This window comes from Methanomassiliicoccales archaeon, from assembly GCA_038850735.1.
Lineage (GTDB): Archaea > Thermoplasmatota > Thermoplasmata > Methanomassiliicoccales > JACIVX01 > JACIVX01.
Window position 1 is genome coordinate 102,038 of record JAWCLO010000001.1, and the last position, 13,843, is coordinate 115,880.

14 protein-coding genes and 1 tRNA gene are annotated in these 13,843 nt (G+C 46.1%); 5 read left to right on the top strand and 10 right to left on the bottom strand.

Features of this window, described 5'->3' with window-relative positions; translation table 11 throughout:
* Nucleotides 1-392: 392 nt before the first annotated feature.
* From rpsJ to QW087_00475, 5 genes are all read right to left on the bottom strand, one after another.
* On the bottom strand, nucleotides 393-704 hold the full coding sequence (rpsJ, locus tag QW087_00455) for a 30S ribosomal protein S10 (protein MEM2943204.1): 312 nt from the start codon (nucleotides 702-704) through the stop codon (nucleotides 393-395).
* A gap of 32 nt (nucleotides 705-736) precedes the next feature.
* Nucleotides 737-2,014, bottom strand: coding sequence for a translation elongation factor EF-1 subunit alpha (gene tuf, locus QW087_00460; GenBank protein MEM2943205.1), 1,278 nt, complete (start codon nucleotides 2,012-2,014; stop codon nucleotides 737-739).
* A 91-nt stretch (nucleotides 2,015-2,105) separates the two neighbouring features.
* Nucleotides 2,106-4,304, bottom strand: a complete 2,199-nt coding sequence (locus QW087_00465; protein MEM2943206.1) for an elongation factor EF-2 — start codon at nucleotides 4,302-4,304, stop codon at nucleotides 2,106-2,108.
* A gap of 49 nt (nucleotides 4,305-4,353) precedes the next feature.
* Nucleotides 4,354-4,977, bottom strand: a complete 624-nt coding sequence (locus QW087_00470) for a 30S ribosomal protein S7 (protein ID MEM2943207.1) — start codon at nucleotides 4,975-4,977, stop codon at nucleotides 4,354-4,356.
* Between the two features lie 4 nt (nucleotides 4,978-4,981).
* Nucleotides 4,982-5,410 carry a 30S ribosomal protein S12 gene (locus QW087_00475; GenBank protein MEM2943208.1) on the bottom strand — a complete coding sequence of 143 codons (429 nt, stop codon included), beginning with the start codon at nucleotides 5,408-5,410 and terminating at the stop codon, nucleotides 4,982-4,984.
* A gap of 395 nt (nucleotides 5,411-5,805) precedes the next feature.
* Here QW087_00475 and QW087_00480 point away from each other — a divergent pair, with 395 nt between their 5' ends.
* Nucleotides 5,806-6,495 (top strand): hypothetical protein, encoded by a 690-nt coding sequence (locus tag QW087_00480; protein ID MEM2943209.1) that lies wholly within the window; start codon nucleotides 5,806-5,808, stop codon nucleotides 6,493-6,495.
* Here QW087_00480 and QW087_00485 read toward each other — a convergent pair.
* A complete protein-coding gene (locus QW087_00485) occupies nucleotides 6,492-7,064 on the bottom strand; it encodes a DUF99 family protein (protein ID MEM2943210.1) in 573 nt (190 codons plus the stop codon). The genes QW087_00480 and QW087_00485 overlap by 4 nt on opposite strands.
* The gene (gene pth2 / locus QW087_00490; protein MEM2943211.1) at nucleotides 7,065-7,433 is read right to left on the bottom strand and encodes a peptidyl-tRNA hydrolase Pth2; all 369 of its coding nucleotides are present in this window, start codon (nucleotides 7,431-7,433) and stop codon (nucleotides 7,065-7,067) included.
* A gap of 52 nt (nucleotides 7,434-7,485) precedes the next feature.
* On the opposite strand from pth2, the gene tgtA reads away from it, so the two are divergent.
* The gene (gene tgtA, locus QW087_00495; GenBank protein MEM2943212.1) at nucleotides 7,486-9,453 is read left to right on the top strand and encodes a tRNA guanosine(15) transglycosylase TgtA; all 1,968 of its coding nucleotides are present in this window, start codon (nucleotides 7,486-7,488) and stop codon (nucleotides 9,451-9,453) included.
* Here tgtA and QW087_00500 read toward each other — a convergent pair.
* Nucleotides 9,388-9,669 carry a hypothetical protein gene (locus tag QW087_00500; GenBank protein MEM2943213.1) on the bottom strand — a complete coding sequence of 94 codons (282 nt, stop codon included), beginning with the start codon at nucleotides 9,667-9,669 and terminating at the stop codon, nucleotides 9,388-9,390. The two genes, tgtA and QW087_00500, sit on opposite strands and share 66 nt — an antisense overlap.
* Nucleotides 9,670-9,776: 107 nt before the next feature.
* On the opposite strand from QW087_00500, the gene QW087_00505 reads away from it, so the two are divergent.
* Complete coding sequence (locus QW087_00505) at nucleotides 9,777-10,295, top strand: nitroreductase family protein (protein MEM2943214.1); 519 nt, start codon at nucleotides 9,777-9,779, stop codon at nucleotides 10,293-10,295.
* Nucleotides 10,296-10,365: 70 nt separating this feature from the next.
* Nucleotides 10,366-10,806 (top strand): VOC family protein, encoded by a 441-nt coding sequence (locus QW087_00510; GenBank protein ID MEM2943215.1) that lies wholly within the window; start codon nucleotides 10,366-10,368, stop codon nucleotides 10,804-10,806.
* 32 nt (nucleotides 10,807-10,838) lie between these two features.
* Here QW087_00510 and QW087_00515 read toward each other — a convergent pair.
* Nucleotides 10,839-10,911, bottom strand: a tRNA-Gln gene (locus tag QW087_00515).
* Nucleotides 10,912-11,090: 179 nt separating this feature from the next.
* Nucleotides 11,091-12,344, bottom strand: a complete 1,254-nt coding sequence (locus tag QW087_00520; GenBank protein ID MEM2943216.1) for a tRNA (N(6)-L-threonylcarbamoyladenosine(37)-C(2))-methylthiotransferase — start codon at nucleotides 12,342-12,344, stop codon at nucleotides 11,091-11,093.
* A gap of 360 nt (nucleotides 12,345-12,704) precedes the next feature.
* On the opposite strand from QW087_00520, the gene QW087_00525 reads away from it, so the two are divergent.
* Nucleotides 12,705-13,556 (top strand): (Fe-S)-binding protein, encoded by an 852-nt coding sequence (locus QW087_00525; protein ID MEM2943217.1) that lies wholly within the window; start codon nucleotides 12,705-12,707, stop codon nucleotides 13,554-13,556.
* The last annotated feature ends 287 nt before the right edge of the window (nucleotides 13,557-13,843 follow it).

The following is a 13,843-nucleotide window of genomic DNA, read 5'->3' on the forward strand; positions in this document are numbered from 1 at the left end:
TATAGTCGAAGAATTAGAATAAGGTATCTAAAAGATCATAACACAGGCATGAGATATGTAGAGTATTCTTAGATTCATGATCTCCATTTGTGCGTGACTACGCTGCATTCAGTTCCTACTATTGTTTCCATAGGTGATTAAAACTGGATGTAATCTTGAGTAAACTGGTGAACTTATTTCTATTGGGTGAATGCAGACTAGGAACCTCACCATAAGGAACCTCCATGCTTCCTCCAAACCAAAATGTCCTCTATTTGATCAAATAATTACTGATTTAATCAAGTCGAAAAAGTATTAATTTAATGGCCATCAATTGACCGTATAGAACCAATAAAAAATGCGTGAATTCGAATTGACGGAAAAAAAAGATTTTATTTCAACAGTGAACCAAATCAGGATCGCAGGACAATTTCAATGTTGACACCGTCAGGAACTTGAATCCTCATGAGCTGCCTTAGCGCTCTTTCGTCAGCATCGAGGTCGATCAGTCTCTTGTGGATCCTCATCTCCCAACGATCCCATGTTTCCGATCCTTCGCCGTCTGGCGATTTTCTGCACGGCACGACAAGCCGCTTCGTCGGAAGAGGTATAGGTCCTCGGATTGCCACTCCTGTTCGCTGTGAGATCGCCTTGATCTGATTGCAGACGCTGTCCACCTTTTTGGGATCAGTGCCGCTCAATGAAATCCTTGCTCTCTGTGCCATATAAAACACCTAAAATGTAAAAGGAAAAGGGTTTACATTTCTTTCTTCTCGACGTCGATACACACACCAGCGGCAACGGTGATACCCATGTCCCTGATGGCAAATCGACCGAGTGGCGGGAAGTCCTTAGCCCTTTCGATAACCATTGGCTTTGTAGGCTCGACCTTCACAATTGCTGCATCACCAGTCTTGAGGAACTGCGGGTTCTCTTCTTTCACAGCGCCAGTCCTCGGATCAAGCTTCTTCTGCAACTCAACGAACCTGCATGCTACCTGAGCAGTGTGGCAGTGGAACACTGGAGTGTATCCGACGGTGATGACCGACGGATGGTTGAGTACCATGATCTGCGCGGTGAAACTCTTTGCCACTGTTGGCGGATTATCAACCGGTCCAGCCACGTCGCCGCGCTTGATATCTGTCTTCGCGATACCCCTTACGTTGAACCCAATGTTATCGCCAGGTACCGCCTGCGGCAGAGGCTCGTGGTGCATTTCGATGCTTTTGACTTCACCCACTTTGTTTGAGGGCATGAAGATGACCTTTGTATCTGGCTTGAGCACGCCTGTCTCAACCCTTCCCACAGGTACAGTACCGATACCTGTGATCGAATATACATCCTGAATCGGGATTCTTAGGGGCAGGTTGATAGCCTTTGGAGGTTCTTCCAAAGCATTCAATGCCTCAACAAGCGTCGGGCCTTTGAACCAGCTGAGATTCGGCGTCTGCTTGACAACATTATCCCCGTTGTAGGCGCTGATGGGAATAAACTGAATTTTCTCAACTTTATATCCTACGAGTTTCAGGAGGTTCGTCACCTGATTCTTGACCTCTTCATATCGCTTCTGATCATACGGCGGCTTGGTGGCATCCATTTTGTTGATTGCAACAACGACTTGGTTCACACCTAGGGTTCTTGCAAGGAAAATGTGTTCCTTCGTCTGTTCCTGCGGACCTTCCGCAGCCGATACCACAATAACCGCTGCATCCGCCTGGCTCGTACCTGTGATCATGTTCTTAACGAAGTCCCTGTGGCCCGGTGCGTCGATGACTGTGAAGTAATACTTATCCGTATTGAACTTCTTGTGAGAGACGTCGATCGTCAGACCGCGTTCTCTCTCCTCCTTCAGGCTGTCCATAACCCAGGCAAATTCGAAAGTCGCCTTTCCCTTTTCTTCAGCCATCTTACGATACTTCTCAATCAAATACGGTTCAATGTGGCCAGTGTCGAGCAGCAATCGTCCTACAGTCGTCGATTTACCGTGATCGACATGACCAATGAACACCAAGTTCATGTGAGGTTTTTCAGCCATGTTCTTGCCTCCATTTTTTACAGTAAAGCATTCAATTTTGAATCTTGTCCTGAGTCTCCATAATGTTCTTGATATTTAACGCTTTTTCCATTCAGCCAGCATAATACGATGCGTCGTAAGGTTCTGGCTTCAATCCTTTTCTCGTTCGGATTTCCGACACGATCTTTGGCTGCAATTCAGGCGGCACACGCACAAATCCCGCATTCTCGGTTGACCAGAGTGCCCTTCCTTGCGTGGCGCTCCTGATTGCACTCGCAAATCCGAACATCTCGGCAACAGGACACTTCGCCACGATGACCGTTGCATCCTGTTCCTGCTTAATATCCTCGATGATGCCTCTTCGAGACTGCAGTTCCCTGACAGCATCTCCCATGTATTCTTGCGGCACGTTGATGAAAACCTTCTGAATTGGTTCAAGCAGTATTCGCTCGGCCAAACACATGGCACCATATATCGCCGATCGTGTCGCTGGTATGACCTGAGCAGGGCCTCGGTGAATGCTGTCTTCATGGAGTTTTGCATCGACCAGCCTTACCTTGAGACCCATGACCTTCTCCTGGGCTAAAGGCCCCAAATTCATAGCCTCCTCAAACGCCTGCTTGCACAGCTCAATCGTTTCGTGCAGGTACTGGATTCCCTTCGTTACGTCGAGGAAAACGTTTGTGTCTTTGAAGGCCACGACTCCCTTCGATTCTTCCTTATCCATGCCGAGGTCCTGAAGCTTCTTCGCGAGCGCCTTCGCATCCTTGATCCTTCCCTCAGTTTGAATCTCTCCAGATCGAATCGCTTCAACCACAGCTTCTTCAAGCGGTTCGACTTCTATGTAGAACCGATTGTGCTTGTTCGGCGATTTTCCTTCAAAGGGTCCTCCTTTGCCTTTTACACATTCCCTATAAACGACGATTGGCTTAGAGGCCTTAATCTCTACCTTGTAATCATTAATGATCCTATACTGGGTAACTTCCAAGTGAAGCTCTCCCATACCGGAGAGAAGATGCTCTCCCGTTTCCTGATTGATTTCTACCTGAATTGATGGGTCTGCTTTTGCAACGGTCCGAAGGACTTCGACGAGCTTGGGCAGATCCTTCATGTGCTTCGCTTCAACTGCAATCGTTACAACAGGCTCGCTGTAATGTACAATTTTTTCAAAAGGCTCCATGTCTTTCATTGAGGAAATCGTGGCACCAGCAATTGCATCCTTTAAACCCGTGACGGCTACAATATTGCCAGCAGAAATCGAGTCGACGGGAATCCTGTCAGCTCCCACAGAGAGGGCAACGGTCTGAACCCTGTTGATATCAGGCATTCCTATTACATAAAGCTCGTCGCCCTTCTTGATCGTGCCACTGAACAGACGGCCGACCGCGACCTCGCCGGCGTGGGGATCCATAATGATTTTAGTCACCATAAACGCTGTTGGACCGTTGGGATCGCAGCTCAGCATCGCCTTCCCTATTTCGGACTCGTGATCACCCTTCCAAATAATTGGTATCCTGATCTTCTGTGCCTCGAGGGGATTGGGAATGTGGTGAATGACCGCGTCCAACAGTACCTCATGGAGCGGCGATCTCTTCGAGAGTGTTTTCTGATCGTTGTTCTTGCAGTACTCATAAATGTCGTTGAATGTGATCTTGTTTTTCTTCATAAAGGGAACGGAAATCGCCCATTTGTTGAATGCAGATCCAAAGGCAACGCTCCCGTCTTCTACTCTTACCTGCCAGGTCTTATTGAGAGGCTCGGGAAGGTACTTTGCGATTCGCCTGTTGACCTCTGTGATGATGTTGACGAATCGCTGCTGCATTTGCTGGGGCGTGACTTTGAGTTCATTGATGAGTCTGTCAACCTTGTTTATGAAAAGGATCGGTCTAACCCGCTCCTTTAGCGCCTGTCTGATCACGGTTTCCGTCTGCGGCATGACGCCCTCTACCGCGCATACAAGAATGATCACACCATCAAGCGCACGCATGGCCCTTGTTACATCACCGCCAAAGTCGACGTGACCAGGCGTATCGATCAGATTTATTAGATATTCCTCACCTTCAAAAGTATGGACCATCGAGGCGTTGGCGGCGTTGATCGTGATACCGCGGGCCTGCTCCTGTTCGTCGTAGTCAAGGAGCAACTGCTTACCTGCGAGCTCCTCCGACATCATGCCCGCACCGGCGATCAAGTTATCGCTGAGCGTCGTCTTTCCGTGGTCGATATGTGCCGCCGTGCCAATATTACGAATGTGCTTAGGATCCGTCATTATCTTTTGGGCTTTCTTGATGTTGTCCTCTTTACGACCCATATATTTCCCCCATAGAAATCAAAACGTCAAACTTTCTGGATATGTTCGATCATCGCGCTGATGCAGCTACGCGCTCAATCTCTTCTTTCTTAGCGACCGAATAGCTGTTCATATCGCCCTTGGACGCGAGCATGAGTTCATTTGCGAGGCACTCTTCAATAGGCTTAGGACTCTTGAAACTCGCAGTAATCGCGCCAACAGCGATATTCCTTAATGCGATGTCAAGTCGTCTCGAAGGCGAGATGTCGACGGCTTTGGGAACAGAAATTCCTCCAAACTGAAGCCTTGTTATTTCCTCTCTAGGCGCCGCGTTTTCGATTGCCTCAATCAATACCTGAATAGGATTCTTCTTTGTCTTCTCAGCGACAAGTGCGAAAGCTTTCTTCACGGTCGTGTATGCTTTCATTTTCTTCCCTGTGAAGTCCTCCGTCCTCATCATGTTGTTTATGAGGCGCTCGACGATGTTGACCTTCGACTTTCCAAACCATTTGTTGGCATGCTTACCCCCGGAGTGTGGAACAAGAACTGGCGTGAGATCAATATACTTGGCGAGACCGCTGTCTTTGATGATGACGTCGCGAATGTCGTAGCTCCCAAAAAGAAGCACGTTTTTTCCAAGCACTTGCTGATTAGACTGTTGAGTCTGGATATTTGGCTGCAATTCTTCGGGCAATCAATCACCTCACTGGCTTCTCCTTTCGTCCTCTCACGAGTTCCCTAAGGGAGACGTTATTTACCTTGATGACTTTGTACCTTACACCAGGAATGTCACCATAAGACCTTCCGAGTCGCCCTCCAATTCCCTCGACGAGAACCTCATCATGTTCATCAATAAAGTTAATCGCACCGTCACCAACGGCAAAGGCCGTTATCTGGCGGCCATTCTTGATCAGTTGAACTTTAACACATTTTCTGATTGCGGAGTTGGGCTGCTTCGCCTCAATACCGACTTTTTCCAATACTATGCCTCTTGCTTGCGGTGCGCCCTCTAACGGATCAGATTTCTCCTTTAGATGCAGCATTCTTCGCTTATAACTGCTATCGCTCCACCTGAACTTCTTGCGATTTTCTTTCAATTTTCTTGCAGTGTAAAGTCCACTTGGCAACCTTTCACCTCTTTATCAGGGGCGGCGACCCTATTACGGTCGTCGTATTTAAGCGTTAGGTGACGCTCAGTATTTTCAGACCATCAAGACTCTAAATTTGATATTAAAAGATATCGGTTGTTGTGACCATTGCGAATCTGGGGCGGATAACTTGACCGGTGAGCGAATTGCACTCACGAGCGCTTTCTCAGATTCTAGCCTTGTTATGTTCTCTTCTTATTTTTAATTCACACTCGTAGCTCTTTAATCGGCGATCTTCTGATTAAGGATGGTTCAAAGTGAACTAGAGTTGCGATAAACGTAGCGTTTGTTGATCATAAAGCCGAAAATATCAAGAGGCGAAGAGTCCTGCAAATGAATTTATATCTGGAATCCAATTGAATGCATGGGATGGGATGATCGGGATTTCGGAAAGTCAGTATGAGTCTCAGGTGGAAAAGTGGCAAACAGTTATTGAATTCTGGCTCGGGGTAGTAATACCTTCAGTGTTTTCAATTATGTTATATTCATATCTGATTTTTCCTCTTGCAGTCCAGTGGTTATTTGGCACCTCGCTTGTTATAGCACTTTTTCTGCTTGTCCCAGCAAAAAAATTGCACGATCTTCATTTCCATTGCTGGTCTACGAATGTAATGCCGATAAAAATTATAACTGGTATGGTAGGCATGATATACATTACCGTCATTTCGATCTTCACGATCTCCCTTTTGTCAATATATAAAGGACTGGAACCAAATGAGCCGACAACCGCTGTCGTACTCGTTGTCCTACTTGCGGTACTGATAGTTCTGCTCGCACTGCATTCAAAATACAAAGAGCGCTTTCTTTCATCTGAAAAGCGCTTTTTTGCCACAAACTCATTTCACATCGAGAGGATCATCATAGAATTTCTGGAACGATCTGGTGAACGGTACATGCGATATCCCCAAGAAACTGGACTCAATGTACATCTCGATGCGGCTGGTTTGACTGTTAGAGTCTTACCCCTATGGAACGGATCTTCCGAGGTTATCATCGAAAATATTGAAGCAAAGAATCTAGACACTCTCATGGCGATCAAGTCCCTTCTCAGGGAAAAAGTTTAGGCGGGACCTCTCGATTCGCCGTGGACAATCGCACTGGCGATCAAATGGGCCACTCTAATAGGTTCGGGAATGTTGCCGCGAAGGATGCACGATCGAATGATGCTTGTTGCCTCTTCGAATTCCATGCCGTCTACGGCCACGAAGATCCGTTTGTGATCGATTGATACGGGATTAGGGAAGAAGCGCGTGATGACTTCGAAACGTCGCTCCCAGTCGGGAAAGTGTTTTACCAGCGCTTTCTTCATCATATCTAGATCTGGCTTCTTTCTTGTGATTGTAGCGCACGGTATTCCCGTTGCTTTATGTATTATTGAAGGGTCAATAACGTTGAAGCCACCGAGGGCGATTCCGTCGATGAGAATAATTTTAATCTGCTCCTTGAATCTTGAATTTATTATCATCCTGATGACGGAGTCATTCGCGTCTGAGCCGTCGATATCGCACTCACTCTTCGTCACCCCTTCGATGTACGATGGAAGTCTCATTACAACGCCTATTACTGTAACGCGGGAAGTACCAAATGTGAAAGGCGAATCATCGATACCCAAGACACGGATTTGGTTCTTCAATCACACCAGCCCCAGGTGTCCAGTCACTTTGTCCAGCGTTTCTTCCGGAGCCGGTCCTATGCCGAGGCAGGTTGTCGTTCCCGGCGGAAGCTCCGTCAAACCTGCGTCTACGACTAAGGAAGTGATGAGCCCGATAGCTTCAGCTGTGCCCTTTATTTCGTAAAGTTCACTGAGATTTTCAACTTTGACAACAACCTTTTTCTGCCCTTCATCGTACCATTTCTCAAACCACTCAGGTCTTTTTTTCATCGACTGGATTGCGCAGTTAACCGCTGCATGGGCTACTTGGACCGCCATTTTTCCCGGCGACAGTCGGAGATCCTTTCTCACCACAATGACCATCTTGTATTCCATGTCATCATCTGGCACTGGCATATCGCTTTGTGAAAGACTTAAAAACTTCGGTGCACTTTGCTACAGAGTGTTCGAAATCATAGAGAGAGACGGGCTGGCGAGGATTTGCAGATTTCATACGAGGCGGGGGATTCTAGAAACACCGTGTCTGCTGCCCGTCGTAAATCCTAATGTAAATACGATTCCACCGAGAGAATTATATGCAGATTTCGGGGCACGGGCTGTCATCACAAATTCGTATATCATTTTGAGAAATAAGGAACTGCGTGAAAGAGCGCTGAGAGATGGAATTCATGGAGTGCTCGATTTTCCAGGCGTCATAATGACGGATTCGGGCACCTTTCAGTCTCATGTATATTCCGAAATTGAAGCCGAGAACAAGCAGATCGTGCAATTCCAAAAAGACATCGGATCAGACATCGGAATGGCCCTTGATATTTTCACGGAACCTCACTGGGATCGAGAAAGAACCCTCCAGGCAATTGAACTAACAATTGCACGTACTAAGGAAGCTTCAGAAATGAAGGGCGACATGCTGATCGGTGGGGTCATTCAAGGATCGATTCATGCCGATTTAAGGGAGCACTGCGCCAGAGAGATGAGCGATCTTGATGCTGACATACACCCCATCGGCGGAGTCGTGCCTCTGATGGAGAGCTACAGGTTTGATGATCTTGTTGATGTGATCATTTCGTCAAAAAAAGGCTTGATTCCTGCGCGCCCCGTGCACCTTTTCGGGGCGGGACATCCGATGATCTTTGCTCTTGCAGTGTTACTAGGATGTGACACATTCGATTCGGCTTCCTATGCGAAATTTGCCAGAGACGGTCGTTTCATGTTTCCAAACGGAACATTCCGCATCGAAGACATGAAAAAGCTCGTATGCAATTGCCCAGCTTGCAGAGATACAGACATTGCTGCAATTAAGAAAATGAGTGAAGATGACCGCGCGCAGCTCATCGCGAGGCATAACCTTTTCATATCATTCACGGAAATCGAAAACGTCAAGAAAGCGATAATGGAAGGAAATCTGTGGGAACTTGCCGAGCTCAGATGCCGTTCGCATCCAGCACTTTTAGACGGTTTAAGAAGGATTGCGAAATATAAAGACTTCCTAGAAAAATACGAGCCACTCAGCAGGGACGGCGCATTCTTTTACACGGGAACTGAAAGTCTTGACAGACCAGCGGTTTACAGGTACGAGAAGAGGTTTTTCGAGCGTTACACTCAGCCGGATACGCAGGTACTTGTAGGATTCGAAGATTCTGAGAAACCATATAGCTCGAGATATGATAAAGAAATGCACAAAATTTTGTCGATCTGCGATGCACATTTCGTCGTTTCATCTCCCTTCGGTCCAGTTCCCATTGAGCTCGACGAAATCTATCCAATAGCGCAGTCTGTTTTTCCTAAGAATCGCGACAGCGTGCTCGAGGAAAGAATGAAGCATTTAATGGAGAGGATGTCGCATATCCAGAGGTATGGTATAGGTGTGGTCTTTGAAGGTGACGAAACAATAAGATTGCTGGAAGCGATTGCTCCTGGCAAGTCCACATTCAATATTGATATCGCGAGGATTAGGGCTGTCGCAGATTATCAATTTGGAAAAGGGGCTTCGGATGCGCTATTAAGCGGTGTGATATCCCTTGTGAAATCAAAGAAAACAGGAAGGATCCGCAATGTTCTGGTTGACGGAGAGCTCGTGCTTTCCATAAGGGCGAGTGATGGGTTTTTCTCACTCAGGCTTGCCGGTGCTAAGAGACTTCACTCCGCATTTCGTACGCCCACACTCAGGGTGATTGTCAATAAAGATTCTGCCGAATTCAATCGAAAGGGACGGAACGTGTTCTGCAAATTTGTCATCGATTGCGATGATGAGATTAGACCGAGAGATGAGGTCATCGTGGTCGATGAAGAAGATCGGCTCGTCGCATGTGGCAGGTCACTTATGACGAAAGATGAAATGCTCTCATTCAAGAAGGGAGTTGCGGTCGAAGTGAGGGAGGGGGTCGCTGATAAAGAGAATTCCACTTAACCTCACCGCATCCTCAGCAGCTTTCATGCACGACAAAAGATCCTCCAGCGTGTGGAGCATGCTGAGTACTGAATGTGAGGAAGTTTTGACAACCAATATGCGACCTGTAACGAATGCCGTTGCGTACTTATCATTTTCGAGTTCAATAGCACTCTTGACAATGCTGGCTATTTTCTCATCGCCGTAATCGACTTCAAGAACGCACTCGAGAGACACTGGGGGCAGATGAGATTCTAATCATTTAAACATCATCACGTGGGCATTACCCAACTTGAAGGAAAAATTGTAATGCCCGAATCGACTAATATTTGATGTGATAGTCCATGGAACTCGTTGAGTGTATTCGTAAGAGAAGAAGTGTCAGGAGTTACAGCGATGAGCCCGTGCCTGAAGATGTGATTATAGAAGCAATTCAGCTAGGTAACCTTGCACCATCGGCAGGGAATTTGCAGGCAAGGGATTTTATAATCGTAAGAAACGAGGAGACTAAACGAAGGCTTGCCACGGCGGCGCTCCGACAGAATTTCGTCGCTCAAGCACCCGTTGTCATCGTTTGCTGCGCGAATCTGGAAAGGATAAGGAGCTACGGTAGAAGGGGAATTGAGCTCTACTGCTTGCAGGATGTAGCCGCTGCTGTCGAAAATATGCTGCTTTATTTTGTTGACAAGGGCTACGCAAGTTGTTGGGTAGGAGCCTTTGATGAGGATGCGGTTTCGAGAATCTTGTCGATACCGTCGCATGTAAGACCTGTAGCGCTATTACCTGTAGGCAAGCAAAAGGGAGCTTCAGGAGGCACTTCGAGGTTAGGAACTCAAGAGATTATTCACAGAGAAAGGTGGTAGCTCGGGTTATCGAAGGCATTAAAAGATCGGTGTTCAATCTTCATATCACAATTCATAGGATGGTGATTTGGTGATAAAGGGAGTTGACCATATTGCAATTACGGTATCGGACCTCGAGAAATCGGTTGCATTCTACAAGAAAGTTCTCGATCTCGAAGAGGTTATGAGACTTAAATCAAAAATACCTGGCATAAAGGAAATTGTCTTTCTGAAATCTCAAAATACAATGCTCGAACTTTTGGCAGTGGAAAATCCGAAAAAGGCGATGCCGGAAGAAATGGCAGTTCCAGGTGTCAAGCATCTCTGCTTCTCGGTGGAAAACCTCCACAAAGAAGTTGAACGCATCAAGAGTCTTGGCGTGAAGATGGTGGAGGACAAACATATTCTCAACGCCCAGCATCTCGAAACTATATTTAGCAAGATTAAGCACGCGAGTATTGAAAGGGGTCTCGAAAGGGCCGTATTTGCTGACCCTGATGGCATTCTGATAGAAATTGCTGAGTGGAAGTAGGGGTAAATTCGATCAATCTAATGATTAAGAAGTAGCCCCGGGCAGATTCGAACTGCCGTCGCCGGCTCCAAAGGCCGGCATGATTGACCACTACACCACGGGGCTATTCTCTGCGCCGATATAGTTTCGGCTATATAACAGTCCCTCTTAAGATTTATCCAAATGATTCACGGACAGGGAAAATGATTTCTTAATCGGTCAATCTAATGACTTTCAAATTCTAACATCTTGTTAAGCCTCGCAATCTGAAACGAAAAGATTGGACCCGATTTGTAATACGGCGATTAGGGACTTCTCCTGTCGATAACTTCTCCATAGAGGTGGGTACGCGCAGCACCGATAATTTGTACCTTGGCGAACATACCAAGTTCAATTTGTTCCTTGACGACAACAGGCACATATGCGTTCGTTCTGCCGATCATCGTTCCGGATTTACCATGCTCTGTGATTAGTATCTCCTCCACTGCACCAATTTTCGACTGGTAATTCCGCTCACTGATGTCAAAGCGCAACTTCGTTAGTTCTCTGGATCTATTCTTGGAAACCCATGAAGGGACGCGCGGCATCATTGATGCAGCTATGGTGCCTGGTCTTGGAGAAAACCGCGTTACATTGAGTATGTTTGGCTCGATGTCTTTGATAAGTGCGACCGTCGCCCTGTGATCTGCTTCCGTTTCGCCAGGGAAGCCCGTGATAACATCGGTCGAAAGCGAAAGTTCTGGAAATACATGCCTAATAGTGTTCAGCTGAGTTTTGAACTGATCCACGGTATATCCTCTTCGCATCAGTGTGAGGATCCTGTCACTTCCGCTCTGAACAGGTATATGGAAGAACTTGTAGACTTTTTCGTTGCCCCAAATCTCAAGGACATCATCTAGGATCTTCTGCAGACTTTCGGGGTTCATCATCCCTATTCTAATTCTGAAGTCTCTTTCTATGCTGACGATCTTCGCTAGCAGGTCGCGTAGAGTTAAACCTATATCGATACCGTACGCAGCTGAGTCCTGAGCTGTCAACAGAATTTCCCTAGCCCCCATTTCAAGCGATTTTCTGACTTTCTCAACTATTTTTTCCGGCTCGTAGCTTCTCAGATTTCCGCGAGCTAGTTTTGTAATGCAATACGAGCAGTTGCCCAAACATCCCTGTGCAATCGGGATTATAGCAGTTGTTTTCTTATCACAAGGTGCACCTTCAACAGCGATTCGACCATAATTCGTCTCAATAATCTCTTCAAAGCGATAATAATCACGAGGCATGAGTATCGTGACATCAGGGGCAATTTCACGTATGTCGTCAGTCTGAACCGCAGCCATGCAACCAGAGACAATGATTTTCTTGCTGCAGCGATGCAGGTTTTCAAGGCGTTTAAGTATTTTGAGCTGAGTCGATTCGATAACAGTACAAGTGTTCAAAACAACCAACTCTGCTTCATCAGACGAGCTAACAGGCTCGTGACCGAGAGCTCTCAACCTATCATGGAATTCCACGCCTTCGCCTTGATTCAACGTACAACCGTACGATTCAACGAAGAACTTCACGTTCAATTCAATCAAATTCTAATATATTACTTTATGGCATTGAGAGGTATGTTGTGAAAAGCAATTGTCAGCGGAAATCATAGGGCAGAATGTCTTACAAATGAATGGAATCGAATGAAAGTTTGAATATTGCTCGGACTATATTATTAATTATTTGAGTCATTATCAAATTATCTAATCGGAGCTCTAATTCGTATCGATGCTCATATTGAGTATTGTAAGCGCAGTCAAAAGGAGATGTAGCTCTTGAACGTTGTAATGGCGAGATTTTTGAAAGCTGCTTGTTCGGGTTGGATGATTATGTCACTGTCGTTATTTGACAATATGAGAGATTTTTACGATTCATATCTAAGCTAATTCTTGGAACAATGTACGTCATGCGGAAAATGCATCGAAGTCTCTCCACTACTTAAGTTCACCCATTTGGAAGACATCGACCCCAAAAATGCAATTGAAATTGTGCTAAATTACGTAAAATCGGGAAAGCACCTGCCCGATGCTTCTACAAAGGCTTACACTTGCTCGAGTCGTGGGCGGTGTTCGATGGCTTGCGAAAGGGGACTCGATCCTCTACTGGCATTTGAGGCAATAAAATCCAAATTAGCAAGAGAGGGACTAGCTCCTCAAGACTTGAATCAACTGAACCAATCGCTAAGAATCTGGAAGATACTTGCCGCCTTGCAGGCAGAGTTCTTGAAAATTCGATTAACAAATAACATGACAGTTTCCAGGACGAGAAGACCTCATGTATTATTTCTTGGCTTTACTCTGAGCGCGTTTCTAAACATTGTCGATTCCATGCTTGATGTCCTAGGAAACATCAAAGAAGAATTCGTAGTGCTCCAAGGCGGAAATCTCTGCTGCGGATTTCCATATGGGCCAGCGTGCGGTCTAATGGATGAGGTTGACACAAAAGCTAGGGAACTAATATCAACCATCAAGAGTTTCAATCCCGAGAAAGTTATTTTCGCATGTGCTGGGTGTTACAGAATGTTCACCGAGATCTATCCTAAGTTCCTTCGCATTGATTTCAGAGTACAGCATCTTAGCCAATTCCTGCTTGATCGATTGGGAAAAGTATCATCCAGCAAACCTTCATCAATAAGAATACTCTTTCGTGAATCGTGTATGAGCAGACGTACGCGAGTGTCGGAGCACGATCTTAGACTCCCGGTGGCATTACCAGGCGTGGAAATTGTTAACATTGGCTGAATTTATTGCGGTGGTACGCCGGGCCTATGACTGTGCCGAAAACTGTTTTGAAACTAGGACCTATTATGTTAAAAACAATTGAAAGGAAATCAAGTTGTCAGGAAGTTGATTGTGTTGTGAAGGATTACCAATTGTTCGGATTGGTATGTCATCGTACAGGAAACAAGAAGTTCTGTGAAGTGAAAGATACATGGACCTTGATCAGTAAAATACCTGATGGCAGAACGTACGAAGGTCTCTGGGAGATTTTCGAAGGATTGGATAGTATCGAGAAATTTCTGCAAGGC